We start from the raw sequence: 26,129 nt of genomic DNA on the forward strand, positions 1-26,129 counted from the left end.
TTGGGCGTGGGTACAGGTAACCACACCGGTCAACTCCTTTCCGGCGTCGGGTTTCGCGGGGTCAGGCGCGGGTGCGCATGGGATCCGGCACAGCATCGCTGTGCAGGCCAGGCAGGGCGCGACTCGACAAAGGCCAGTAAGACACGGCGCATCGACGCACGGCCCGCAGGCTCCGTCCGGCAGGGCATTGCCCGGCAGGGCGCTGTCCGGCAGGGCGCTGCCTGGCAAGGCACGGCCCCGCAAGGCAACACTCTCAAAGCGCCGTCCGGTGAGGCGCGGCCGACAACGTGCGGCCGCATGGGCAGCGAGTCGCGGACTGAGGTGCGTTGGGGTCCGAAGCGCTGTCGGGCCACGGCGTGGTGCGGCACTGCCCCGGTGGCCGGGCTCGGAGATCGTCCCCGCCCGGCCACCGCGAGCTAGGCGGCGTCAGGTTCCGGCCCCTCGGAATCCGGGACGTCGGGTGTGGGTTCTTCTGTGGTCCTCTCTCTCGCTGCCAGGTGGGCGAGTTTGGCCGCGTGCCGGGCACGGAGGCCGTGCTGGCGGCGTTCCTCGAACGCGGCGCGTTCGGCTGCTCGAGCCGCGCGCCGTGCGCGCAGTTCGGCCACGCGGACGGCGGCGCTCATCGCGCCGCCTCGCGGTCACGGGATGAACGTGGGCTGGTCCACGGCCCATAACCAGCAGCCGTCGGGCTGGCGGTGGGCGATCTCCACCGTCACCCCACCCGTGGGCAACTCCGTCGCGGTCAGTGCCACATCACCGCTCACCAGCGGCGCGCGTTGCCTGCCAGGCGACAGCACCGGGGACGACGCCAGGAAATCCTCGTAGACCGCACGGATCTCTGCGTGGCCGGATGCGATCGTGCCCTCGGGAAACGCCAGCACCGCGTTCGGTTCGTACAGGGCCACCAAGCCCTCGACGTCACCGGCGTTCGCGCGGTCCACGAAGAACGTGGCCAGGTCGTTGGGCTCGGTGGCCTTCGGCCGGTTCGTGATGGCTGCCATGCACCGCAGACTGCCATCGGGCACCGACAATTCCGGGCGTCCTCACTCGCCCGCCAGTGCCGCCCAGCGTTCCCGCGCCGCGGCGCGCCAGCGGACGTGCAGTTCGTTGAACAACGCCGTGGCCGTGGTGCCCGTCCACTTCGGGGGCAGCAGCGCCGACGGCAACTGCGGGTCGAGGAACGGGAAGCGCCGCCACTCGTGCACCAGCATGGTCTGCGCGCGCAGCACCTCGTCGGGTGTCGTGGGGGACAGGTCGCCGAACTCGTCGATGAACCGCTGGTACCGCGTGCCGACGTCCGCGAGGTCCCACGCCGACGTCACCATCGACCGCTCCGACCCGAGCGCGCCGTAGTTCGCCAGGAACGACATGGCCTGCGACGACAGGTCCAGCTCGTCCAGGATCACCTTCGCGTGCGCCTCCGCCGACGCGTGCGGCGTGATCCACACCCCGGCGGTCGGCGAACCGAAACCCGCCCAGCTCAGCCGTGTCCGCAGCTTGTGCCGCAGGTCGCGCATCGACTCCGGCACCGACACCAGCACGACCAGCCACTGCCCGTCCCACTCGCGTGAGCCGCTGCCGAAGCCGTAGATCCTGGCCGCGCCCTCGGCCAGCAGACGCCGGCCCGGGTCGGTCAGCGACCAGCGCACCCGCCTGCCGACGCGGTCGGACCGCAGCCATCCCTCCGCGGCCGTGCGGGCCAGCGCCTGCCGTGCCGCCTTCTCCTCCACGTCGAACAACGCGAGCACGTCCACGAGCGTCGACGTCCACACCGGTGCGTTCGACGGCAGCACGTACTCGCCGAGCAGCGTCGTCAACAACGACCGCGCGCTGCCGCCGCTGACCTCCCGGCGTCGGCTGACCACCGGCTCAGTCATGGATGCTCCCCCCACGTCAGAACAGTGTCGGTGGAAGATATCCCTCGAGGGTCAGCAATCGCCGCTTCGACTCGACCCCGGTGCCGCCGCTGAACCCGCCGAGGCCGTCGCCCGCGACCACCCGGTGGCACGGCACGACGATCGGGATCGGGTTGCTGCCCATGATCGCCCCGATGCCGCGCGGCGGTATGCCGGAACCGCTGCGTGCCGCCAGCTCCCCGTAGGTGACGACCTTGCCGTAGGGGACGGTCGAGTACAGCGTGCCCAGCACCCGGCGCTGCGCCTCGGACATCAGCCGCCAGTCCACCTCGATGTCGAACTCCCGCAGCTCACCGGCGAAGTACCGGGAGAGCTGCGTGCGGATGCCGTCCGTGCGTGCCGGGGTCGGCGACTCCCGCAGCCCCAGCCGTGCGGCGATCGCGGCCCGGATGTGCGGTGAGTCCGAGAAGGCGGTGGCCACCAGACCGTCGGCGGTGACCGCCGCCAGCACGTCGCCCAGCTCCGTCGGCACACTGCCGAACGCGACCGTGTCAGCGCTGTCCACCATCCGGCCATTATGCGCACGCCGAGTAGGCCAAACGCTAGGCCGACTGTTCCGAGTCCCCGAGCCGGGGGAACGGCGAGGTGGAGAAGACCACCTCGACCGCCACCCCGAAGTACTCGGCGATCCGCAGGGCGAGGAACAGCGACGGGCTGTACTCGCCGCGCTCCAGGTACCCGATCGTCTGGTAGTGGACACCGAGCGCGTCCGCCAGCTGCCGGCGCGACACCCCGCGTTCGACGCGGAGCATCGCGATCCGGTTGTAGATCGTCTCGTTGGTCTTGCCTGTCATGTCACCCGCTGCATGGCCTTTTCGCGACGCTCGGCGACGCTCGAGCCGGACTCGCGGCGTGCCATCCTGCGCAACACCATAGGGGCCACGAGCAGGCCGGCCACCGCCCAGGCGCCGAGCACGCCCAGTGTCTCCAGGTGCCGCCACGACTCGCCGATCTCCACCGCGGCCAGGTTGTCCGGCAGCATCGCCGACCGCATGCCCAGGCCCAGCCAGTAGATGGGGAACACCTGCGCGAGGCCCTGCACCCACTCCGGCATCGAGCTGATCGGGTAGAAGATCCCGGAGATCGCGACCAGCCCCATCACGGGCAGCATGAGCAGCCCGGAGTTGCGCGGGTTGGAGAACATCGACCCGGCGACCGCGCCGAGCGGCAGCGTCGCGACGAGCCCGATGACGACCACCCAGACGAGCGTGAACCAGTCCATCGAGATGCCGTCCAGCATGAACAGGCTCGGGATCAGCACGAACAGCTGGGCGACCACGGTCATCCCGGACACCGTCACGATCTTGCCGATCAGGTACCCGAGCATGCCGTTCGGCACGGCCTTGGCGCGCAGCAGCGTGCCGTCCTCGCGTTCCACGGCCAGCTGCATCATCAGCGTGACGAGCCCGCCGAACGCGATGCCCATGCCGATGATGCTCGGCAGGGTCCGCGAGCCGAGTGAGAACGTCGTGCCCGGCACGGTCGAGTCGCGCATGAAGAACATGACGATCAGGAAGATGACCGTGGGGAACAGGTAGTTCCACAGGTCCTGGCCGTTGGTCAGGGTCTGGCGGACCTCGGCGCGGCCCCGTGCGAGGCCCGCGCGCGCGGCCGCCAGTGTGGGATTGGTCATCGGGTCACCACCTCGAACTCGCGCACCGCGTCCTCCTGCTTGCCCGCCTCGAACTGCCGCACCATCGCCATGTAGGTGTCCTCCAGGCTCGCGCGGCGCACCTCCAGGTCGGCGAGCCGGTCGTCGTGCTCGCGGAAGAGCTGCCGCACGAACTCGGTCGCGTCGGTCGTCGAGTGCACGAACCGCTGCCCGTCGACCGTCCACTTCACCTCGGCCTCGGTCGACATGCGGCGGGCCAGCTCGTCGGCGGACCCGTCGGCGATGATCGCGCCGCCCGCGAGGATCAGGATCCGGTCGGCGAGCTTCTCGGCCTCGTCCAGGTCGTGCGTGGTCAGCAGGATCGTCGTCTCGGCGTCGGCGAGCCGGTGCACGAGGTCGTGGAACTCCCGGCGCGCCTCCGGGTCGAACCCCGCGGTCGGCTCGTCGAGGAACAGCAGCTCCGGCCGTCCGACGATGCCGATCGCGACGTCAAGCCTGCGGCGCTGACCGCCGGAGAGGCGGGAGATCTTCTTGTCGGCGTGTTCGGTGAGGCCGACCGCGGCCACCAGCTCGTCGACGTCCCACGGCCGCGTGATGCGGTCCGTGCTGTAGGGCGCGTAGTAGAGCCCCAGGTGCGCCAGCAGCTCGCGGACCTTCCACTTGCCGTGGTCCCGCCAGGACTGGAGCACGACCCCCAGCCGCGCCCGCCAGTTCTCGTCCCCACGGGCCGGGTCGACACCCAGCACGCTGACGTCCCCCGCCGAGCGCATCCGGAACCCCTCGAGAATTTCGATGGTCGTCGTCTTGCCCGCCCCGTTCGGGCCAAGCAACGCGACCACCTCGCCCGGCTGGGCGGTGAAGTTCACCCCGGTCAGCACGTCCTTCGTGCCGTACCGCATCCGCAAGTCACGGACGTCGAGCACGTTCCCCTCGGTCGCAGGCTGAGTCCCCCTCGCCTGCGCCTCCGCGTGATCAACCACGGCCACGGTCCACCTCCTATCGCTCCTCTGCTGCGAACGATAGCAGGTGTACTACATACTGAGGTAGGAGTTATCCGATCTGTTCAGTCCGGTCGCTCGGTGTCAGCGGCGGCGTTCGGCGCGGAGGGCGATGAACGTGGCCAGGTCCTCGCCGAGGGGTTCGGGGACCGGCAGCAGCCAGTTCTCGTCCGCGCCGCGCAGGCGGAGCGCGTGGCCGGGCGGCACGGTGATGCTGGTGCCGCTGCTGGCCTGCCAGGTGAGCGGCGCGTCGACGTGCTCGAGACGCGCTGCCGCCAGCTCCGCCCACAGGATCTCCTTGCGGACCTTGTTCTTCCCGCCGCCGAGACGGTCCAGCATGAGCCGGTCGCGCCGCACGCGCAGCCGGGCCTGCGAGCCAGGCACCGCGTAGGGGACCTCCAGCTCGGACGGTACGAGGTCGAGTGCGACCGGGCTGCTCAGCCGCCACAGGGCGAGCCTGCCCAGCAGGTAGTTCAGCCACACGAGGCCCGCGCCGAGGGCGAGGTTCGGCAGCATCGAGTCGCTCGACCCGAGCAGCACCCCGGGCACCAGCGCCCACACGGCGACCCACAGGCATGCCTTCGGCCAGAGCGCGAACATCGTCCGGCGGGCCGTGAACACCAGCAGGACGAGAACGGGGACGATCGCCGCGTACGCCATGCCGCCGAGGTCGTCGGTGAACTCCTGCCAGAACGTCGGGACCGGGTCGTCGCCCAACGGGAACCGCTCCGCGAACGACACGCTCGCGAACGCGCTCAACGCGACCTGCCCCACGACCGGCAGCGCGGTGGTGAGGAACAACAGCGGCGCGGCCACGAGCCAGCGGGCGGCCAGGCCCGGGCCCGCGGGCAGTGGCGCGAGGTCCTCGGACGTCTCCAGCTCGCCCGGTGGCGTGGTGCCCCGGCGCGGCGTGTCGCGGCGTTTCTGGTCCCGTCGCCAGATCAGCAGGCCGGACACCCCGATGCCGCCGAAGAACAGCGTGCCGAGGAGGTAACCGAACATCCCGCCGACGCCGCGGCTGTCGACGTTCATGGCGTCGCCGACCGCGGGAACCACGGCCCCGACAGCCATGGCGACGCCGACCAACCCCAGCACACAGCACAGGACCGACGGGATCAGCCATCCCGCTGAACTGGTCCTTTCCTCGCCCCTGACCATCGCCAACCCCCTTCGGCGGGGAGGTTAGCGCTCCTCGCCGCGACGCGTGGTGGCGAGGAGGGAAAGCAGCGTGGACGTGAACCCGCCGAAGACCGTCCGTCACGCCCAGCGCGTCGGCCAACGGGGTATCACCGCGGCGATTCCCGCCAACAGGCCGACCAGCGCGACGAAGGCGCACAGGAGGATGCCGCCGCCGAGTTTCCTCGGGGTTTCCCGGGTCATTCCGACGCCGGGCCGGAGAAGTCCGCCCTGCGCCTGTTCTGGATGGCGTCGACGCCTTCGCGGACGTCCGGGCCCGCGAAGCCCATGAACTCCAGGCCGAGTGACGTGTCGAAGATCGGGCCCGCCTGCCGCAGCCAGTTGTTCAGCGCGTACTTCGTCCACCGGATCGCCGACTGGGAGCCGAGGGCCAGCTTCGCCGCGACCGCACGGGCGCGGTCGTGCAGCTCTTCTTGCGGCACGCACAGGGAGACCAGGCCGATCCGTTCGGCTTCCTCGCCGGACACCGGGTCGCACGTCAGCAGGTGGTACTTGGCCTTCGCCATGCCGCACAGCAGCGGCCACACGATCGCGGCGTGGTCACCGGCCGCGACCCCGAGCCGGGTGTGGCCGTCCATGATCCGCGCGTCCGTGGCCGCGATCGACACGTCCGCCAGCAGGCCCACCACGAGACCGGCGCCGACCGCGGGCCCCTCGATGGCGGACACGATCGGCTTCGCGCAGTTGATCACGTTGTAGACGAGGTCGCGGGCCTCGCGCAGCACCCGGATGCGCACCTCGAAGTCGTTCGCCATGTCGCTGACCAGGTCGAGGTCGCCGCCGGAGGAGAACACGCCGCCCTCGCCGCGGATGACCGCGACCCGCACGTCGGGGTCGCGGTCGATCACCTGCCAGACCTCGGCCAGCTCGCGGTGGCCGTCGTGGCCGACCGCGTTGAGCCTGCCCGGCGCGGACATGGACACCTCGAGCACTCCGTCGCCGAGGTCGGCGAAGCGCAGTGTCGGGAACTGTGTGGAGTACATGTCCCGTGGATCTTTGTGCAAAGTCTGGGCCTTGTCAGCAGTTACCTCAGGGGAACGTGATGCTACTCAGCCACCAACCGCCTGCGGTCCGCCGGTGTCGCTGGGTCGGGACCAACACTTTTGAATGCCGGGGAGGCGGGCCAGTGCACCCCACATACCTACTCGATCGCACCGCCGAGGAGCCAGTACCCCGAGAAGTACACGTCCTTCTTGTCGAGTCCGCGCTCCCGGACCAGGTGCCGCCGCAGCTCCACCACCGCGCTCGACTCGCCGGCCAGCCACGCGTACGGGCGACCGGCCGGGAACTCGGTCCGCGCGATCGCCTCCTTCAGCACCCCGCCGCCCGCGGGTGCGCCGCCGCGGCACAGCCACGTGACGTGCACGCCCGCCGGGCAGTCCAGCGGCCGCATCTCCTGCGCCGAGGCGACCTCGAGGAACACGACCGCCTGGCGGTCGGCGGGCATGACGGACAGGATCTGGGTGATGGCGGGCAGGGCGGTCTCGTCGCCGGCCAGCAACGTCCAGTCGCTGTCCTCGGTCGGCTTGTACTCGTAGCCGAGGATCTCCGGGTGCCGCGCGTCGGGCGCGAGGATCGCGATCCGGTCACCCGGCCGCGCACTGCCCGCCCACCTCGACGCGGGGCCGAGGTCGCCGTGCAGCACGAAGTCCACGTCCAGCTCGCGGGCGTCGGTGCGCAGGCCGCTGATGGTGAACGTGCGGATCGGCGGCCGGACGTTGTCGGGCATCGCGCGGAACTCGCCGAACCAGTCGGGGCCCTCGGGCACGATCGGGTCGGTCTGGCCGGGGAGCGGGAAGAACAGCTTGATGCGCTGGTCGTGGCCCGCGGACGTGCACAGCTTCAGGTCGGGGCCGCCGAAGGTGACCCGCAGCATGGACGGGCTGATCCGCTGCGTGCGGACCACCTCGACGCGGAACAGGGAGTACGGCTGGACGGCTGCCGCAGTGGTCGTCACTGTGGTCGTCACTGTGGTCGTCACCGGGCGCTCACCAGCTGCGCCGGGACCTGCGTGACGATCGAGTCGAGGATCTGCCCGGCCCGCACGGCCGTGGTCGACAGCAGCGACGACGAGATGCCGTGCGTGTGCTCGGTGCTGCCCTGCAGGTAGAGCCCGGCACGCAGCTCGCCGTCGGTGTGGACGCGGTAGTCGCGGGCGACGTCGGGACGGCCCGCGTCGTCGCGGTGGCAGAGCGCGGAGAGGTCGCCGAGCAGTGCCAGCGGATCGGTGGGCCGGTAGCCGGTGGCGTACACGACGACGTCGCAGTCCAGCACCGTCTTCTCCCGCGTGGTCAGCGACTCGACGGTGGTCCGCACACCGTCGATGGTCGCCACGGTCTCGGTCACGCGGGACACGTTGAACAGCCGCAGCCGCCGCGTGCCGAGCACCTTCTCCTGGTACACCCGCCGGTACAGCTCCTCGATCAGGTCCATGTCGACGACCGAGTAGTTCGTGTTCGCGTGGTAGTCCATGATCAGCCGCTTGACGTCCGGCGGTGCCGTGTAGAAGTGGTCGACGGCGTCGGGGTCGAACACGCGGTTGGCGAACGGGCTGTCGTCCGACGGGCTGTAGCCGTAGCGGGAGAACACCCCGCACACCTGCGCGTGCGGGAACGTGTCGTGCAGGTACTTGGTGACCTCGGCGGCGCTCTGCCCGGCGCCGACGACCGCGAACCGGCCCGGCGGCGGGGACGTCGTGGATCGCCGCAGCAGCTCGACCCGGTCGAGCAGGTCGCGGTTGTGCCACACGCGTTCCGACAGCGTCACGCCGTCCGGCAGGTACGGGGTGAGGCCCATGCCGAACACGAGGTTCCGGGCGCGGACGGTCGTCGTGGTGCCGTCGGCGCGGCGGGCGGTGACGTCGAGCAGGTCGACCGCGCCGCCGTTCGTCACCGGGGTGACCGCGACGACCTCGTGGCCGTAGCGCACCTCGTCGACGAAGCGGGCCGCCGCCCACTCGAGGTAGTCGTGGAACTCGACGCGCAGCGGGAACAGCGACTTCTGGTTGATGAAGTCGACGAGCCGGTCCGCGCTGTGCAGGTAGGACAGGAAGCTGAAGTCGCTCGTCGGGTTCCGCAGCGTGACGAGGTCCTTGAGGAACGAGACCTGCATCGTGGCGTCGTCGATGAGCATGCCCCGGTGCCAGCCGAAGCGCGGCTGCCGCTCGAGGAACACGGCGCGCACGGGGTGGACGTCCGGTTGGGCGTTGTACTCCGTGATCGCGATCGCGAGCGCGAGGTTGGCGGGTCCGAAGCCGATGCCGACCACGTCGTAGATGTCGTCGTAGACGTCGGGCTGCTCGGCGAGTTCCTCTGGCATTACCGTCCTCTCCTCGACTTGGAGGTAAGGCTAACCTAACGGGCTAGAGTAAGGATAGCCTCGCTTCACTTGACGGAAATCACCGAGAACAGGGAGTAGTCATGCGCGTGGCGCTGTTCGGGTACCAGACCTGGGGGCATCGCACACTGGAGGCGTTGCTCGGGTCCGAACACGAGGTGGTGCTCGCGGTCACGCACCCGGCGAGCGACCACGCGTACGAGTCGATCTGGAGCGACTCGGTAGCGGATCTGGCCGCCGCCAACGGGGTCCCGGTGGTGGTGCGCAACCGGCCGGACGAGGAGGTCGAGCGCGCGCTGAAGGAAGCGCAGCCGGACATCATCGTCGCGAACAACTGGCGCACCTGGATTCCGCCGCACATCTTCGACTTCCCCCCGAAGGGCACGCTCAACGTCCACGACTCGCTGCTCCCCGCGTACGCGGGATTCGCGCCCGTGATCTGGGCCCTCATCAACGGCGAGTCCGAGGTCGGCGTGACCGCGCACATGATGAACGACGACCTCGACGCCGGCGACATCGTGCTGCAGCGCGCGGTTCCGGTGGGCCCGGCCGACACGGCGACCGACCTGTTCCACCGTACGGTGGACCTGATCGGCCCGATCGTGGTGGACGCGCTCGCCCGCCTTGCCCGAGGGGACACGGACTTCGCGAAGCAGGACCCGTCGAAGGCGTCGTTCTTCCACAAGCGGTCCATCGAGGACAGTCGCATCGACTGGACGTGGTCGGCAGACGAGCTGGAACGCTTCGTGCGCGCGCAGTCCGACCCGTACCCCAACGCGTTCACCTACCACGGCGCCACGCGGCTGCGTGTCCTGTCGGCGGCGGTGTCCACCGGCCGGTACGGCGGTACGCCGGGCCGGATCTTCATCAAGGAAGGCGACGGCGTGGCGATCGTCGCGGGCGCCGACGCGCGGTACGGCCGCAACCACGGCCTCCTGCTGCGCCGCCTGCGCCTCGACGACGGCACCGAACTCGCCGCCACGGAGTACTTCCGTGCGATGGGCGGCTACCTGCGGGGCCACCCCGCGGAGTGACGCCGGTTCAGCCCTGCTGGTCCGGGTGCTGGGGTTGTGCCTGCTGCTGCCACTGCGGCGCGTACTGCGGCTGCTGCCACTGCTGCCGCTGGTCGGCCGCGGTGGCGGCGGCGGGCGCGGGCTGCCTGGGGGCGAACGCCGCGGCGCCGACCATCCACGCCACGCCCGCGATCGCGAAGATCTGCGCGAACGTCGACGTGGGGCCGAACTCGTCGATGTTCGGGGTCGCGTCCACGGCCTGTGTCATCCGGAGGCCGGCGACCGTCGGGGTGGAGGTGGACGCCGAACCGCCGTCCGCGAGGTCGAGAATGCCGAGGCCGACCCAGATGGCCGAGATGGCGAGGCACAACGCGCCGAGGACGAAACACGTGATCCGCATGGCGACACCTTCGCACAGCGAACGTGCCCGCGACCCGGAATCCGCACAACTCGGGCCGGCCTCCACTCAGGACGTCAGTGGTCAGCTCGCAGGGACTTCGGGCGCAGGTCGGTCCAGTGCTCCTCCACGTACGCGACACAGGCCGGGCGGGTGTCCTCGCCGAACACGATCCGCCAGCCCGCCGGGACCTCCGCGAACGCGGGCCACAGCGAGTGCTGGTCCTCCTCGTTGACCAGCACGAGGTAGGTGCCGTCCTCGTCCTCGAACGGGTTCGTCATCGGGTGCGCTCCTTCAGGGTGGTGAGCAGGTCGGACGCCATGGCCTCGACGGCGTCGCGGGTGTGCGTCGCCGTGCGGTAGTGCAGGTAGCAGTGGACGGGGTGGCCTGCCGGTGGTTCGTAGAACGCGAGCGTCAGGTCCGATGTGGACATACCGGTCGGCACCGCCTCGATGTCGGTGGTCGCGAGGCTCGCCTGTTCGTGGTGGATCAGCATCACGCGCGGGGCGCGGTCCGCCAGCTCCGAGTACGGCAGCTCCTGGTTGTCCAGCGCGTCCAGGTTGTTCTCGCGGATCTCGGCGAGGGTCTCCTCGAACGACTCGTGTGCCCGGGTGCGCAGCACGATCGTGTTGAAGAAGCAGCCGACGAGATCCGTCAGCTGTTCGTCGTCACGGCCCGCCACCAGGGTGCCGATCGGGACCTCGCCGCCCAGCACCGTCGCCAGCGCGGCCTGCAGGACCATGAACATGCTCGTGCCGGTGCGGGTCGCGAGCGCGTCGATCGCCGCGTGCAGGTCCGGTGGCAGCGTCAGCGGGACGAAGTCCGCCGCCGGGTCGGTCGACGTCGTCGTCCAGTCCACATCGGACAACCGGGCCCGCCAGAACGCCAGCTGCCCGTCCCGCACGGCGTCGAGCCGTTCGGCCGACCACGCCGCGTAGTCCGAATAGGACACCGGCAGCGGTGTCCAGTCGGGTGCCGACCCGGCGACCCTGGCCGCGTAGGCCGTGTGCAGGTCGCGGAACAGCGGGACCACGGACCACTCGTCGACGGCCTCGTAGTCCATGCGCAGCGTCAGGTGCTCGGTCCACTCCGCCCGGAAACCCGGGCCCCGCAACGTTTCGTGACGCGCGACCACGTCCGCGACCGCCGCTGCCAGTGCCGCCCGGTCCGGCCAGCGGATCGTGAACACGTGGTCGTCGCCTGGGCGGTCGCGCCACTGCGCCTGCACCGGCGCGACCACGCCGGTCAGGCCGCGTGCGACCAGTGCCGGACGTGCGGCGGACGCGGCCGCCAGGGCCGACGCCAGCGCCACCACCGTGGGGGCCTCGAAGACGTCGCGGATCGTGACGTCCACACCGAACACCGCGCGCACCCGGCCGACCAGGCGCATCGCCGCCATCGAGTGGCCGCCCAGCGCGAAGAAGTTGTCGTGCACGCCGACCGTCGGCAGGTCCAGCACGTCCGCGAACACCGTCGCGAGCCGTTGTTCCGCCGCGGTCGTCGGGCGGTCGTCGCCGACCATCGCGGCCCAGTCCACCGACGGCAACGCCGCACGGTCCAGCTTTCCGTTGGGGGTCAACGGAAGCGGGCCGTCCAGCGCCACGACCGCCGACGGGACCATGTGTTCGGGCAGGAACAGCGCCGCGTGCGCCCGCAGGTCGGGGAGTTCGCCGCGCGGGACCACGTAGCCGACCAGCCTGCCGCCGTCGACCACCACCGCGGCCTGCCGGACCGCGTCGTGCCCGGCCAGCACGGCCTCGATCTCGCCCAGCTCGACGCGGAAGCCGCGGATCTTCACCTGGTCGTCGACCCGGCCGAAGAAGTCCAGGTTGCCGTCCCGCCGCCACCGCGCGCGGTCGCCCGTGCGGTACATGCGGGTGCCGGGCGGGCCGAACGGGCACGCCACGAACCGCGTCGACGTCAGCGCAGCCTTGTTCAGGTACCCCCTGGCGAGGCCACGGCCGGTCACGTACAACTCGCCCACCACACCCGGTGGCACCGGCCGCAACGTCTCGTCCAGCACGTACCCGCGCGTGTTCGGGTCCGGCACACCGATCGGCACCGCGCCCGGCCAGTCCGGGACCGCGGGCCACAGCGTCGAGTTCACCGTCGCCTCGGTCAGCCCGTAGGCGGCCAGCACGTTCAGCCTGCCCGCGAACCGCGCGATCAGGTCCGGCGGCACGGTCTCCGTGCCCACCAGGATCGTCGCGCCCTCGGGGAGCTCGCAGCCCTCCGGCAGCGCCGACACGAGCGACGGCGGCAGGATCAGGTGCGTGATCCGTTGCGCGGCCAGGAAGTCCGTCAGCTCGCGGCCCGCCGTGCGGACCTCGTCCGGCGCGATCACCAGCGTGCCGCCGACGCACACCGCCATCGTCAGCTCGAACACCGCCACGTCGAAGCCCACCGACGCGTACTGCAGCACCCGGCTGTCGGTCTTCAGGCCCATCCGGTCGATCGCGGTCGCGGCGAGCGACGCGATGCCGTCGTGCGGCACCAGCACACCCTTGGGGCGGCCCGTCGAGCCGGACGTGTAGATGACGTACGCCGTGGCGTCCAACCCGGGCGGTGCGGTGTCGAGCGGGCTGCCGTCGGCCGGCACGACGCCCGGCGCGTCCAGCAGGATCACCTCGGACTCGGGGACCTTGCCGCTCACCGGTTCGGTGGCCAGCACGAGCCGCGCGGACGCGTCGTCCAGCATGTAGGCGAGACGGTCCGTGGGGTGGGACAGGTCCAGCGGTAGGTACGCGGCGCCCAGCTTCACGACCGCGAGCACGGCGGCGACCATCTCGGCCGACCTCGGCACGGCCAGCGCCACCACGTCTTCGGGGCCGATCCCGTGCGCCCGCAGCAGCCGTGCGATCTGGTTGGACCGCGTGTCCAGTTGCGCGTAGGTCCACGTCACGGACTCGTCGACGACCGCGTCCGCGTCCGGCTTCTCCGCGACGTTGCGGGCGAACAGCTCCGGCATGGTCAGCTCGGGCACGGCGCGGTCGGTCGCGTTGAAGCCCTCGACGACCTGCCGCCGTTCGGTGCCGGTGAGCAGGTCGGCGCGGTCGAGCCGGGCGGCCGGGTCGGCGGTGACCGCGGCGAGGAGCATCGTGAGCCGTTCGCCCAGCCGGGCCACGGTTTCCGCGTCGAAGAGGTCGGTCGCGTACTCCAGGCGGCAGTCGAGCCTGCCGCTGCTCGCGTGCTCCGCGAAGCTGAAGACGAGGTCGAACTTCGCCGTCGTCATGCGGAACGGCACCGGTTCGACGACCAGGTCCGGCAGGCCCAGCCAGTCGGTGCCGGTGTGGTAGCCGACCATGACCTGGAACAACGGGTTCCGTGCGACGGAACGGGCCGGGTTGAGCCGCTCCACGACCGACTCGAACGGCACGTCCGCGTGCGAGAACGCCGCCAGGTCGGTCTCCCGCACCTGCTCGACCAGTTCCTCGAACGTCGTGGCACCGGTCAGCCGCGTCCGCAGCACCAGCGTGTTCACGAAGAACCCGACGAGGTCGTCGAGCGCGTCGTCCACGCGGCCCGCGATCGGCGCGCCCAACGGGATGTCGGTGCCCGCGCCCATGCGGTGCAGCAGTGCGGCGACGGCCGCGTGCAGCAGCATGAACATGCTCGCGCCGGTGCGTGCCGACAGTGCCCGCAACGCGTCCGCGGTCTCGGCCGGGACGGTGAGAACCTCCTCCGCGCCGCGGAACGTCGGCCGGGCCGGGCGGGGGCGGTCGGTCGGCAGCTCCAGCTCCTGCGGTGCCCCGTCGAGGGTGCGCTGCCAGTAGTCGAGCTGTTCCTCCGCGATGCCGTCGAGCAGTTCTCGTTGCCAGAGCGTGTAGTCCGCGTACTGCACCGGCAGTGGTGTCCACTCCGGAGCGTTGCCGCCCATTCGTGCCTCGTACGCCGTGGTCAGGTCGCGCAGGAACGGGCGGTCGGACCACTCGTCGGTCGTGATGTGGTGCAGCAGCACCACGATGACGTGCTCCACATCGGACACCCGGGCGATCGTCACCCGCAGCGGCAGCTCGGTCGCGAGGTCGAACGGGCGGTCGACGGCGTCCTGCACGGTGTCGTCGGTGTACTCGACGACCTCGACCGGTGGGGTGACGTCGTGCAGCACGCGCTGGTACGGGCGCCCGTCCCGCTCGCCGAACACGGTCCGCAGCGCCTCGTGCCTGGTCACCACGTCGGAGAGCGCTCTCCGCCATGCGTCCAGGTCGAGCGGGCCCCGCAGCCGGAACACGAGCGGGAAGTTGTACGCCGCCGACGTGCCCTCCAGCTGCTGGATCACCCACAGCCGCTGCTGGGCGTGGGAGAGCGGTAGCTCGTCGGGCCGGTCGACCGGGCGCAGCGGTGGCCGGGTCGCGCCGGACGCACCGGCGACCCGCGCGGCCAGCTCGGCCACGGTCGGCGCCTCGAACAGGTCACGGATCGACAAGTCGACGTCCAGTGCGGAGCGGGCGCGGCTCACGAGCCGGGTCGCGAGCAGGGAGTGCCCGCCCAGGTCGAAGAAGTTGTCGCCCACACCGACCGCCGGGACGCCGAGGATGTCGGCGAACAACTCGGAGAGCGCTCTCTCGGCCGGTGTGCTCGGTGCGCGGTGCTCGGCGGAGACCAGGTCGGGCTCGGGGAGCGCTTTCACGTCGAGCTTGCCGTTGACCGTCAGCGGCAGGTGGTCGACCGCCGTGATCGCGGCCGGGACCATGTAGTCGGGCAGGCGCTGCTTCAGGTACTCGCGCAGGTCCGGGTCGCCGACCACGTAGGCGAGGAGCCGTTTCGTGGCACCGTGGTCGACCGCGATCACGGCGGCCTGCGTGACGTCCGGGTGGTCGTTCAGCGCCGCCTCGATCTCGCCCAGTTCGACCCGGTAGCCGCGGATCTTCACCTGGTCGTCGGTGCGGCCCAGGAAGTCCAGGTTGCCGTCGGGGCGTCTCCGCACCAGGTCGCCGGTTCGGTACATGCGGTCGCCCGGCGCGCCGAACGGGTCGGCCACGAACCGTTCCGCCGTCAGCCCGGACCGCGCGTGGTAGCCGCGTGCCAGGCCGATGCCCGCGATGTACAGCTCACCGGGCGTGCCCGGTGGCACCGGCCGCAGCCGTGCGTCCAGCACGTAGCCGCGGGTGTTCCAGATCGGCTTGCCCACCACCGGTGTCGGCGAGTCCGCTGTGGACGCGCCGAGCGTGTTGATCGTGTACTCGGTGGGGCCGTACAGGTTGTAGCCGTAGGTGCCGTCGGTGTCCCGCAGTCGCGTCCACACCGCGTCCGAGACCGCCTCGCCGCCGAGGAGGACCAGCGGCGGCACATGCCCATCGAGGAGGCCTTCCTCGAACAGCAGTTGCGCGTACGTCGGCGTCACGTTGACGACGTCGATGCGGTGCCGTTCGCAGTACCCGACCAGGGCCTCCGCGTCGCGGCGCAGTTCCTCGTCGCACACGTGCACCTCGTGGCCCTCGACGAGCCACAGCAGTTCCTCCCACGACATGTCGAACGCGAACGACACGGTGTGCGCGATCCGCAGCCGCCGCCCCGCACTCGACACCGTCGGGTCGAAGATCTCCGCGCGGTGGTTGAGCTGCATGTTCGTCAGGCCGCGGTACGGGGTGACCACGCCCTTCGGCTTGCCGGTCGAACCGGACGTGTAGATCACGTACGCGGGGTGCTCCAGCCTGCCGGGCAGTCCGTGCGCGAACAGCGGCCGTTCGGCGTCGCCGATCTCGTGGTCGGGTGTGGTGTCCAGCTCGGCGCGGATCTCCGGGTCGTCGAGCAGCACCGCATCAGCCGAGAGCGTGGAATCCACTGTGGACATCGACAGCAGGCACACCGGCGCGGTGTCGTCGACCATGAGCTTCAGCCGGTCGACCGGGTGGTCCAGGTCCAGCGGCAGGTACGCGGCACCGGTTCGCAGCACCGCGAAGAGGGCGACGACCATCTCGATGGAGCGCGGGAGCGCCAGCGCCACCACGGTTTCCGGCATCGCGCCGCGCGCCAGCAGGTGGCGGGCGAGCTGGTTGACCCGGCCGTCCAGCTCCGCGTACGTGAGCGTCTGCTCGCCGAACACGAGCGCCGACTCGTCGGGGACGAGCGCCGCCCGCTGCGCGAGCAGGTCGGCGATCGTGTCGTCCGGCACCGGGTGCTCGTTCGCCGCCCACTCGGCGGTGAGCGTGTCCTGTTCGCTCGGCAGCAGGAGGTCCAGGCGCCCGACCGTCGCGTGTGGATCGTCCGTGAGCCGGTCCAGCAGCGTGGTGAACCGGTCGAGGAACACGCGCGCGGTGTCGTCGTCGAACACGTCCGGCCGGTACTCGAGCTTGACGCGCAACCGCTCTCCCGGTGTGAGGACCAGGGTGAGCGGGTAGTGCGTGGCGTCGACGCTCCCGGCCGGGGTCACCCCGAACCGGCTTTCGAGGGCCGCGAACGCGTCGGCGTCCACGAAGTTCTGCAGCACGTACAGCGTGTCGAACAGCCGCGCGTGCCCGGACTCCTGTTGCAGCTCACCGAGGCCGAGGTACTCGTGCGGCATCAACGCCGTCCGCTCGTCCTGGATGCGGCGCAACAGTTGCGCGACCGTCTCCCTCGGATCCAGCGCGACACGTACCGGCACCGTGTTGAGGAACAGCCCGAGAGCGCTCTCCACGTTCGGGACCTCGGTGGGCCGCCCCGCGACCGTCGTGCCGAACACGACGTCGTCGCGGCCGGTCGCGCCCGCCAGCACGAGCGCCCACGCCGCGTTGAGCAGCGCGTTCAGCGTCACCCCCGCCTCGCGGGCGGTGGCCTGCAGCCGTGCCTGGTCCACCTCCGTGAGGTGGCGGCGCGGGATGGCCGGTCGCATCGCCGTGTCGGCACGGCCGACGAGCGTCGGCTCGGCAAGGCCGGAGAGCGCTCTCCGCCAGGCTTCCTTGGCGGCGCCCTTGTCCTGTGCGGCCAGCCAGTCCAGGTAGTCGCGGTAGGAGCCTGGCGTGGGCAGTCCGCGGTCGTCGCCACCGCGCTCGTACAGCGACAGCAGTTGCTCGGTGAACCGCCCCTCGGACCAGCCGTCCCACAGGATCAGGTGGTGCGTGGTGACCAGCCGGTCGGTGCCGTCCGGGAAGTGGAACACCTGCATGCGCACGAGCGGCGGCCGCGTGAGGTCGAACCGCACCGCGCGGTCGGCGGCCATCAGCTCGGCGGCCTCGTCGCGGGTGGCGACCTCGTGCACGGTGATCGGCAGCTCGGGCGCGGCGGCGATGACCTGCGCGTCGCCGGTGAACCCGGCCCGCAGGCTGGGGTTGCGCGCCAGCAGGGTCCGGCACGCGGCCCGCAGCCGGTCGAGGTCGATCCGCCGGTCGACGTCCAGCGCGCCCTGCGCGGTGTAGACGTCGATGTCCGCCGTGTCGTAGGTGGCGTGGAAGTACAGGCCCTCCTGCAACGGCGACAGCGGCCACACGTCGTCGGTCTGCTCGGAGAGCGCTTCCTCCCAGTACCGGGCGAGTGCGTGGACGTCGTCCTCGGTCAGGTCGTGCGTCCACGACCACGTTGCACGCAGGCGCGGGCCGTCCGGGGTCTCCGCGCAGATCGTGTCGAGCTGCAGGACGTGTGACATGCCCATGTCCGGGTCCGGGAGCAGCGTCGGCGCGTCCGGGGCGGGGAGCCAGTCCTCGGTGCGGGCGTCGGGGAAGCGGCCGAAGTAGTTGAACAGCACCTGCGCGGGCGGCAGCTGGGCCAGGAGCGGCGCGGACTGCGGGTTGAGGTAGCGCAGGATGCCGAACCCGAGGCCGTTGTCCGGCGCCTCGGAGAGCGCTTTCCGAACCACGCGCACCTGCTCGGCCAGGGTGTCCGCGGCCGCGAGGCGGACGGGCTGGACGCTTGTGAGCCAGCCGACCGTGCGGGACAGGTCGAGGTCGCCCTCGCGGCCGTGCCGTTCGACGTCCACGAGGAGAGCGCTCTCCCCGCGCCAGCGGGTGACCGCCATCCGCAGCGCGGCCAGCAGCAGGTCGTGGCCGACGCCGTCCGGGGCGGGCAGGTCGAGCCGGTGGGTTCGGAGAGCGCTCACCGTGCCGGGCCGGGCGCCGGGCTTCAGCTCCGCACCCGGGGCGAGGGTGGCCGTCCAGTGCGGCAGCTCGGCGAGCCGGTGCGGCTCGTGCGCCTGCTCGGCGACGTGCCGGGCGAAGCGACGCAGCGACGTGGGCACGGCGTCGAGCGGCCTGCCCTCCCACGCGGCGGCGAGGTCGGAGAACAGGATCCGCCACGAGACACCGTCGACCACCAGGTGGTGCGCGACGATCAGGAGCCGGTGAGCGCTCTCCTGCCACACGAACCGCAGCATTCGGCCGGACTCGGGGTCCAGGTCGGTGTCGTCGAAGCTGTCGTCGAGGTCCCGGGTGATCTCCACCGGCGCCGACGGCACCGTCTCCAGCGACCACAGGCCCGGCGCGTGCTTCGTGAGCTTCTGGCGGAGGCCGTCGTGGCGGTCGACCACGGTCTGGAGCGTGCGCGTGAGCTGCTCCTCGGTCGCGCCCTCCGGGGTCCGTACGTACATGGAGAGCGTGAACCGGTCGATCGGGCCGCCGCGTTCCCGCAGGTGGTGCACGACCGGGAGGAGCGGCACGGTCCCGACTCCGTCGGTGTCCTGCGTGGTCCGCGAAGGGGCCGCCGCGGCCGCGAGCGCCGCCGGGGTGCGGAGTTCGAACACGTCCTTGGGGCTCAGGTCGAGCCCCGCCTTGCGGGCGTGCGACGACACCGTGATCGACAGGATGCTGTCGCCGCCGAGGGTGAAGAAGTCCTCGTCCGGGCCGACCCGGTCGAGCTTGAGGACCGTGGCGAAGATGTCGGAGAGCGTTTGCTCAGCGGTGGATCCCGCCTCGCGGGTGATCCGCGCGGGCTTCGGCAGCTTGTCGCGGTCGAGCTTTCCGTTGGCGGTGCGGGGGAGCACGTCGAGCGCGACGACCTCGTCGGGCACCATCGCCGCCGGCAGGTCGCGCTTGAGTGCCGCGTGGACGGCCGCCGGGTCGTCGGTGACGACGTACGCGAGCAGCCGGGTGCCGGGCCCGTCGGTGTCCACGACGACGGCCGCGTCGCCGTGCCTGCGCAGGTGCGCCTCGATCTCGCCCAGTTCGACGCGGTTGCCGCGGATCTTGACCTGGTGGTCGGCGCGGCCGAGGTAGACGAGCCGGTCGCCGTCGCGGCGGACCAGGTCACCGGTGCGGTACATGCGTTCGCCCGGCGCGTACGGGTTCGCGACGAACCGCTCCGCGGTCGTGCCGGGCCGGTGCAGGTAGCCGAGCGCGAGCTGCGGGCCGGCCACGTACAGCTCGCCGGTGGTGGCGGGCCGCAGGTACCGGTCGAGGACGTACGCCGTGGTGTTCGCGACCGGCTGCCCGATCGGGACCGGGCCGGTGGCCTCGGTCGCGGGCCACGCCGTGACCTGGACAGCGCTCTCCGTCGGCCCGTAGACGTTGTACAGCTCCGTCCCGGTGGTCTCGCGCCAGCGCGTGGCCAGCTCGCCGGTCATGGCCTCGCCGCCGCCGAACACGCGCCGCAGCGACCGCAGACCGTCCACATCGGACGCGAGGAGTGCGTTCAGCATGGGGGACACCGACATCAGCGTGGTGATCCGGTGCTCGCGGATCGTGGCGACGAGTGCCTCGGCGTCGCGGTGGTCGTCGGCGACCACGACGGTCGCGCCGCTGGTGAGCGGCCACAGCACCTCGATGAGCGACGGGTCGAAGCTGGGGGAGATCTGGTGCAGCACCCGGTCGCGGTCGTCGAGCGGGAAAACGCTCTCCAGCCAGGTGAGCTGGTTGACCAGGGCGGTGTGCGTGACCAGCACGCCCTTCGGGGTGCCGGTCGAGCCGGACGTGTAGATCAGGTACGCCGGTCCGGGCCGTGCGTGTGTGGCGCCGGGTTCCCGGGCCGCGTGGATCTCGGGTGCGGTGAGTACCGTCCGCGCGCCGGAGTCCGCCAGCAGGAACCGGCGGCGCTCCGCGGGGTACTCGGGGTCGACGGGCAGGTAGACCGCGCCCGCCTTCAGCACCCCGAGCAGGCCGACGATCTGCTCCACCGACCGGGGGATCTCGACGGCGACGACGGTCCCGGGTGCCAGCCCGCTCGCGACCCGCTGCGACCAGTCGTCCAGCTCCGCGTAGGTCAACCGGGTTTCCCCGGCGATCACCGCGGTCGCCAGCGGGGTCGCGGCGGCCTGGCGGGTGAACAGCCCGGCGATCGTCACGTCCTCGACCGGCAGTTCCGGCCCGGTCAGCGGCTCGTCGTCCACCAGGGACAGCGCCGCGACCGGCTGGTCGGGATCGGCGGAGAGCGCTCTCCGGAGCTGGTCGCCGATCTCGGCGGCGTTCGTCACGCGGTTCGCGTCGTACTCGACCTGGACCCGCAGCTCGTCGCCGGGGATGACGATCACGGCGAGCGGGTAGTGGCCCTCGCCGAAGTGGTCCCACGACGCCACGTCCGGCAGCGCGTCGAGCGGGTAGTTCTCGAACACCAGGAGCGTGTCGAACAACGCGCCGGTGCCCTTCTGCAGGTCGGACAGGCCGACCTGGTGGTGTGCCGACAGTTCGGACTGCTCGGCCTGCGTCCGCTGGGCCACCGAGGCGAGCGAGTCGCCCGGTCGCCACCGCACCCGCACCGGCAGGGTGTTCGCGAACAGGCCGATCATCGACTCGACGCCGGCCACCTCCGACGACCGCCCCGACACCGTGGTGCCGAACACGACGTCGTCGCGGTTCGTCAGCCTGCCCAGCACCACCGCCCACGCGGTCTGCACCCACGTGCTGAGCGTGACGCCCAGTTCCCGCGCCCGAGCGGTCGGCGCGGGCACGGTCAACTCCAGTCGCCGCGGTCGCGGTGTCCCGCCCGCCGCCGCGAGCACGGTCGGTTCGGCGCCGGAGAGCGCTCTCCGCCACTCGGCGAGCGACGTCCCGGTGTCCTGGTCGGCCAGCCACTCGTGGTAGCCGCGGAACGCGGTCACCGGCCGCAGCGCCTCGCCCCGGTACCCGGCCAGCAGCTCCTGCACGAGGATGGGCGCCGACCAGCCGTCGGTCGCGATGTGGTGCAGCGTCAGCACCAGCCACCTCCGGCGCACCAGTGCGACCCGCAGCATCGGCGCGCTCGCCAGGTCGAAGCGGACCGCGCGTTCCTCGGCCGCCACGTCCTGGGGAGCGCTCTCCGACTCCCGCCACGGCACGGGCACGCCGTCCCGGATCACCTGCAGCAACCGGCCGTCGGTGAGCTGGTGGAACGACGCCCGCAGCGGCGCGTGCCGGTCGAGCACCTCCTGTGCGGCGCGCCGCATGGCCGCCGGGTCCACGGGCTCGTGCAGCTCGACGGTCTGCTGCACCACGTACACGTCGTGCTCGGTCGCCTCGAACCGCTCGTGGAAGTAGAACCCCGCCTGCAGCGGCGAGACCGGCAGCACGTCCGCCACGTCGCCCAGCCCGTCCACTTCGGACTGGGCGAGCGACACCAGCGGGAAGTCCGACGGCGTGTGCCCGCCGTCCGCATCGGACAGCGCGGACAACCGGGTCAGCGCCTCGGTCCACAGCTCGGCGAGCGCCGACACCTCGTCCTCGGACAGCACCCCGCCCGGGAACGAGAGCGTCGCGGTGAACGTGTCGCCGACCGTGAGCGCGTTGATCTCCAGGGCGTGCCCCACGGGCATGGCCGGATCCACCCCGGCCCGCAGCGCGTCGGCCGAGTCGAAGCGGCCCAGGTAGTTGAACAGGATCTGCGGTCGCCCGGCGGGCAGCCCAAGGAGGCCGTGGCCGATGCCGTTGTCCCGCACCGCACGCAGCTGCTCCTTCACCCGCTTGACCGCGGCCGCCAGGTCACCGGTGCCCGGGTCGAGCCGCACCGGGAACGTGGTGGTGAACCAGCCGACCGTGCGGGACAGGTCGACCCCTCCGACGACCTGTTCCTCACGCCCGTGGCCTTCCAACTCGACCAGCACCGCACTGCCCGCGTCCCGCCACAGGCCGACCGCGACCGCGAGCCCGGTCAGCAGCACGTCGTTGACCGACCCGTGGAACGCGGCGGGCACCCGCGACAGCAGCGGCGCCGTGACCTCCCGCGGCAGCGAAACGGTGTGCGTCCGGACGGTCGCCGCGGTGTCCCGTGCGTCCAGCGGCCTGGTGCCGAGACGCGGGTCCGGGCCGTCGAGTTGCTTCTCCCAGAAGGGAAGCTCCGCCGAACGGTCCACCGACGACAGTGCGGTGGCCCAGCGGCGGAACGACGTCGCCACCGGCTCCGGGTCCGCACCGGCCGCGAGCCGGGCCACGTCCTCGGCGATGATCAGCCACGACACCCCGTCGACGACCAGGTGATGGATCACGAGCAGCAACCGGTCCGGGAACCGGACCGCGCACACCATGCGACCGGCACGCGGCGCGAGCCGCCCGGCGGCGCGCCGTTCCGCCACGGCCTCGTCGGCGTCGGCGGTCGCGACGGTCACCTCGACCGTGCCCGGCGGCGGCACGTCGAGCGTCCACTCGTCGGTCAACCGGGCGCGCAGCAGGTCGTGGTGGTCCACCAGCCGCCGCACCACCTGTGCGGCGTCCACATCGGATGCGAGCGGCAGCACGGCCGCCTGGTAGTACGCGTCCGTTGGCCCGTCGACCTCGCTCAGCCACCGGACGATCGGCGTCGCGGGCACGACGCCGGTGCCGGTGTCCGTGTCGCTGTCCGTCACCCGCGCCGTCGTCGGGGTCGCGACCGCGGCGAGCGCCTCGACCGTGCGGTGCCGGAACACGTCCCTCGGCGTCAACGCCAACCCGGCCGCACGGGCCCGGCTCACCAGCTGGATCGCGACGATGCTGTCGCCGCCCAGCGCGAAGAAGCTGTCGCGGACTCCCACCTCGGGCAGCCGCAGCACGTCCGCGAACACCGCGGCGAGCGTGCGCTCGGTCTCCGTGGCCGGTGCGGCGGTGCCGGTGAGTCCCGCCCAGTCCGGCTCCGGCAACGCCTTCGCGTCGAGCTTTCCGTTGGGGGTCAACGGCAACGTGCCCTCGACCACGAGGAACACCGACGGCACCAGGTACTCCGGCAGCTCGTCGACGACCGCCGCGCGCACGGCCGCCGACTCGACGTCCACACCGGACAGATAAGCGACGAGGCGAGGCGCCCCGCGGTGGTCGTGCCGCAGCGACACGGCCGCCTGCGCCACACCCGGCTGCCGCAGCAACACGCTCTCGATCTCGCCCGGCTCGATCCGGTGCCCGCGGATCTTCACCTGGCTGTCCGCGCGCCCGAGGAACTCCAGGTTGCCCGCGGCGGTCCACCGCACGCGGTCACCCGTCCGGTACATCCGGTCCCCGGGCTCGCCGAACGGATCCGACACGAACCGCGTCGCGGTCATCCCCGGCTTCCCCAGGTACCCGCGCGCGAGCCCGCGCCCGCCGACGTACAGCTCACCCGTCACCCCGACACCGACCGGTCGCAGGGTCGGGTCCAGCACGTACAGCCGCGTGTTCGGGTCCGGGCCGCCGATCGGCACCGGCCCGTCCCAGCCCGGTTCCGCGAGCCACAGCGTCGAGTTCACGGTCGCCTCGGTGAGCCCGTACGCGACCACGACCCGCAGCGTCGGCGACCACCGCGCCACCAGCTCGGCGGGCACCGCCTCGGTGCCGACCACGAGCACCGCGCCGTCCGGCAGCGTGCACTCCGGCGGCAGCGCGGCCACCAGCGACGGCGGAAGGATCATGTGCGTGACGCCGTTGTCACACAGGTAATCGGTCAGCTCCGGCCCCGCGACCCGGCGGTGCTCGGGCACCACGACGACCCGTGCGCCGGTCCCGAGCGACATGCACAGGTCCCACACGGCCACGTCGAACCCGACGGACGCGAACTGCGCGACCCGGCTTTCTGCGGTCACCCCGATGCGGTCGACCGCGGTCGCGATCAGCGATCCGATCCCGTCGTGCGACACCACGACGCCCTTGGGACGCCCGGTCGACCCGGACGTGTAGATGACGTACGCCGCGCCGTCCAGGGGAATCTCGACGTCCACATCGGCGGAGTCGCGAGTGGACAGGTCGACGTCGTCGATCAGGAGCCGCTCGCACGGCGGCAGATCGGTCGCGGACGTCGTCACGACCAGCCGCGCGGACGAGTCGGTGAGCATGTACGCCAACCGGTCGGCCGGGTGGTCCAGGTCGAGCGGCAGGTACGCCGCTCCCGTCTTCATCACCGCGAGCAGCGCCACCACCAGGTCCGCCGAGCGGGGGAGCGCTATCCCGACGACGTCTTCCCGGCCGGCACCGCGCTCGATGAGCAGGCGTGCCAGGCGGTTCGCGGCGGCGTTCAGCTCCGCGTACGTCAGCGTGACGTCCTCGCACACCACCGCCACGGCGTCCGGACAGAGCGCTACCCGACGCTCGAACGCCCCCGGCCACGTCACCTCGTCGGCGTCGCGCGGGTCCGTGCCGAACTCCAGTGGCAGCGGCGCCAGTTCGACCGCACGCAGCGGCCGGTCCGGCGTGGACACGAGCGCGTCGAGCACGGCGAGCAGGCCGCGTTCGTGCGCCGCCAGTTCCGCCTCGCCGCACACGGCCGCGTCGCCCTCGACGGTGAACAGGAACGACTCGCCGTCCGCCTGTTCGAGCGCGGTGATCGCGAGGTCGTGCACCGGACCCGGCCACACGGCGTGGAACTCCGCGGTCAGGTCACCGAAGTCGACGTCGCTCATGAAGCCGAGCACGTTGACCGTCGGCCCCACCAGTGCGTCGACGCCTTCCTCGAGACCGAGGGCCCGCGCCAGTTCCTCGGCGCGGAACCGCCCGTGCCGCACGGTCCCGGCCACCTCGTCGGCGACCGCGTCGAGCAGCGCCGACACCGGCGCGTGCGGGTCGACCGGCACCCGGACGGGCAGGATGTTCGAGGTCATGCCCGGCACGTCCCACAGCGCGCGCCCGGCGACCGGCATCCCGAGCACGAGATCGCGCTCTCCCGTGATCCGGTGCGTGTACCCGAACGCCGCCGCGACCAGCAGCCGCGACGCCTTCGTGTGCTCGCGCTCGGCGGCCGCCCGCAGCGGCGCCGCGTCGAGCACGACCTCCCTGCGCACCAGCCGGGTGGCGGGCGCGGTCGGCCGGTCCAGCAGCCGCGCGGGCTCCGGCGCGTCCGCGAGGCGTTCCAGCCAGTACGACCGGTCTGCCTCGTGGAGAGCGCTCTCCAGGTAGCTGGTCTCGTCGTCGACGAGGCGGGAAAGCGACCAGTCGATGTCGGAGAGCGCGCTCCCGGTGTAGCGGGCGGCGACGCGCCGGATCAGCAGCGACGTGCCGAAGCCGTCGATGACGGTGTGGTGGTAGCGCTGGTACCACCACATCCGGTCGTCTGCGAACCGCACGATCGCGTGATGGAACAGGGGCCCGGTCGTGAGGTCCATGGGGCGGGCCCGGTCGGCGGCCAGCCACTCCCTGGCCGCGTCCTCCGACGGGAAGTCCAGCACCGGCACGGAAACCGCTCTCCGGGCCACGGTCTGCCGAGGCTTGCCGTCGACCTCGGCGATCCGGACGTGCAGCGTCTCCGCCTCGGAGAGCGTGTGCTCGACGGCGGCGACCAGGCGGGGCACGTCGGGCGTGCCCCGCAGGTCGACGACGAACGCGACGTGGAAGTCGGTGCCGGCCGGTTCCGCCTGTTGGGCGTACCAGACCCCGGCCTGCGCACCTGTGAGAGGCAGACCTGTCCCCATGT

14 protein-coding genes are annotated in these 26,129 nt (G+C 71.7%); 1 reads left to right on the top strand and 13 read right to left on the bottom strand.

Going from position 1 to position 26,129, the window contains the following annotated elements; translation table 11 throughout:
- Positions 1-638 precede the first annotated feature (638 nt).
- From ACIBVP_RS17645 to ACIBVP_RS17690, 10 genes are all read right to left on the bottom strand, one after another.
- On the bottom strand, positions 639-1,001 hold the full coding sequence (locus ACIBVP_RS17645) for a YybH family protein (RefSeq protein WP_396107185.1): 363 nt from the start codon (positions 999-1,001) through the stop codon (positions 639-641).
- A 42-nt stretch (positions 1,002-1,043) separates the two neighbouring features.
- Positions 1,044-1,877 (bottom strand): PaaX family transcriptional regulator C-terminal domain-containing protein, encoded by an 834-nt coding sequence (locus tag ACIBVP_RS17650; protein ID WP_396107186.1) that lies wholly within the window; start codon positions 1,875-1,877, stop codon positions 1,044-1,046.
- Positions 1,878-1,893: 16 nt separating this feature from the next.
- Positions 1,894-2,424, bottom strand: coding sequence for a methylated-DNA--[protein]-cysteine S-methyltransferase (locus ACIBVP_RS17655; RefSeq protein WP_396107187.1), 531 nt, complete (start codon positions 2,422-2,424; stop codon positions 1,894-1,896).
- Positions 2,425-2,458: 34 nt separating this feature from the next.
- On the bottom strand, positions 2,459-2,710 hold the full coding sequence (locus ACIBVP_RS17660) for a helix-turn-helix transcriptional regulator (protein ID WP_396107188.1): 252 nt from the start codon (positions 2,708-2,710) through the stop codon (positions 2,459-2,461).
- Entirely contained in the window at positions 2,707-3,549 is an 843-nt protein-coding gene (locus ACIBVP_RS17665; protein ID WP_396107189.1) for an ABC transporter permease, read from the bottom strand. The genes ACIBVP_RS17660 and ACIBVP_RS17665 overlap by 4 nt, the downstream gene beginning before the upstream one ends.
- The gene (locus ACIBVP_RS17670) at positions 3,546-4,427 is read right to left on the bottom strand and encodes an ABC transporter ATP-binding protein (protein ID WP_396107375.1); all 882 of its coding nucleotides are present in this window, start codon (positions 4,425-4,427) and stop codon (positions 3,546-3,548) included. Before ACIBVP_RS17670 ends, ACIBVP_RS17665 begins: the two co-directional genes overlap by 4 nt.
- Before the next feature lie 183 nt (positions 4,428-4,610).
- Positions 4,611-5,597, bottom strand: coding sequence for a hypothetical protein (locus ACIBVP_RS17675; protein ID WP_396107190.1), 987 nt, complete (start codon positions 5,595-5,597; stop codon positions 4,611-4,613).
- A gap of 305 nt (positions 5,598-5,902) precedes the next feature.
- The gene (locus ACIBVP_RS17680) at positions 5,903-6,706 is read right to left on the bottom strand and encodes an enoyl-CoA hydratase/isomerase family protein (protein ID WP_396107191.1); all 804 of its coding nucleotides are present in this window, start codon (positions 6,704-6,706) and stop codon (positions 5,903-5,905) included.
- 158 nt (positions 6,707-6,864) lie between these two features.
- Positions 6,865-7,704 carry a siderophore-interacting protein gene (locus ACIBVP_RS17685; protein WP_396107192.1) on the bottom strand — a complete coding sequence of 280 codons (840 nt, stop codon included), beginning with the start codon at positions 7,702-7,704 and terminating at the stop codon, positions 6,865-6,867.
- Complete coding sequence (locus tag ACIBVP_RS17690) at positions 7,701-9,041, bottom strand: lysine N(6)-hydroxylase/L-ornithine N(5)-oxygenase family protein (protein ID WP_396107193.1); 1,341 nt, start codon at positions 9,039-9,041, stop codon at positions 7,701-7,703. The genes ACIBVP_RS17685 and ACIBVP_RS17690 overlap by 4 nt, the downstream gene beginning before the upstream one ends.
- A 101-nt stretch (positions 9,042-9,142) precedes the next feature.
- Between ACIBVP_RS17690 and ACIBVP_RS17695 the strand changes: the two genes are divergently transcribed.
- On the top strand, positions 9,143-10,093 hold the full coding sequence (locus tag ACIBVP_RS17695) for a methionyl-tRNA formyltransferase (protein ID WP_396107194.1): 951 nt from the start codon (positions 9,143-9,145) through the stop codon (positions 10,091-10,093).
- Between the two features lie 7 nt (positions 10,094-10,100).
- On the opposite strand, the gene ACIBVP_RS17700 is transcribed toward ACIBVP_RS17695, so the two are convergent.
- From ACIBVP_RS17700 to ACIBVP_RS17710, 3 genes are all read right to left on the bottom strand, one after another.
- Positions 10,101-10,472 (bottom strand): hypothetical protein, encoded by a 372-nt coding sequence (locus ACIBVP_RS17700; RefSeq protein WP_396107195.1) that lies wholly within the window; start codon positions 10,470-10,472, stop codon positions 10,101-10,103.
- A gap of 74 nt (positions 10,473-10,546) precedes the next feature.
- On the bottom strand, positions 10,547-10,750 hold the full coding sequence (locus ACIBVP_RS17705) for an MbtH family protein (protein ID WP_396107196.1): 204 nt from the start codon (positions 10,748-10,750) through the stop codon (positions 10,547-10,549).
- Complete coding sequence (locus ACIBVP_RS17710; protein WP_396107197.1) at positions 10,747-26,127, bottom strand: amino acid adenylation domain-containing protein; 15,381 nt, start codon at positions 26,125-26,127, stop codon at positions 10,747-10,749. The genes ACIBVP_RS17705 and ACIBVP_RS17710 overlap by 4 nt, the downstream gene beginning before the upstream one ends.
- Positions 26,128-26,129: the final 2 nt, after the last annotated feature.

Origin of the sequence: Actinophytocola sp. NPDC049390 (assembly GCF_044466355.1) — a bacterium.
Classification (GTDB): domain Bacteria; phylum Actinomycetota; class Actinomycetes; order Mycobacteriales; family Pseudonocardiaceae; genus Actinophytocola.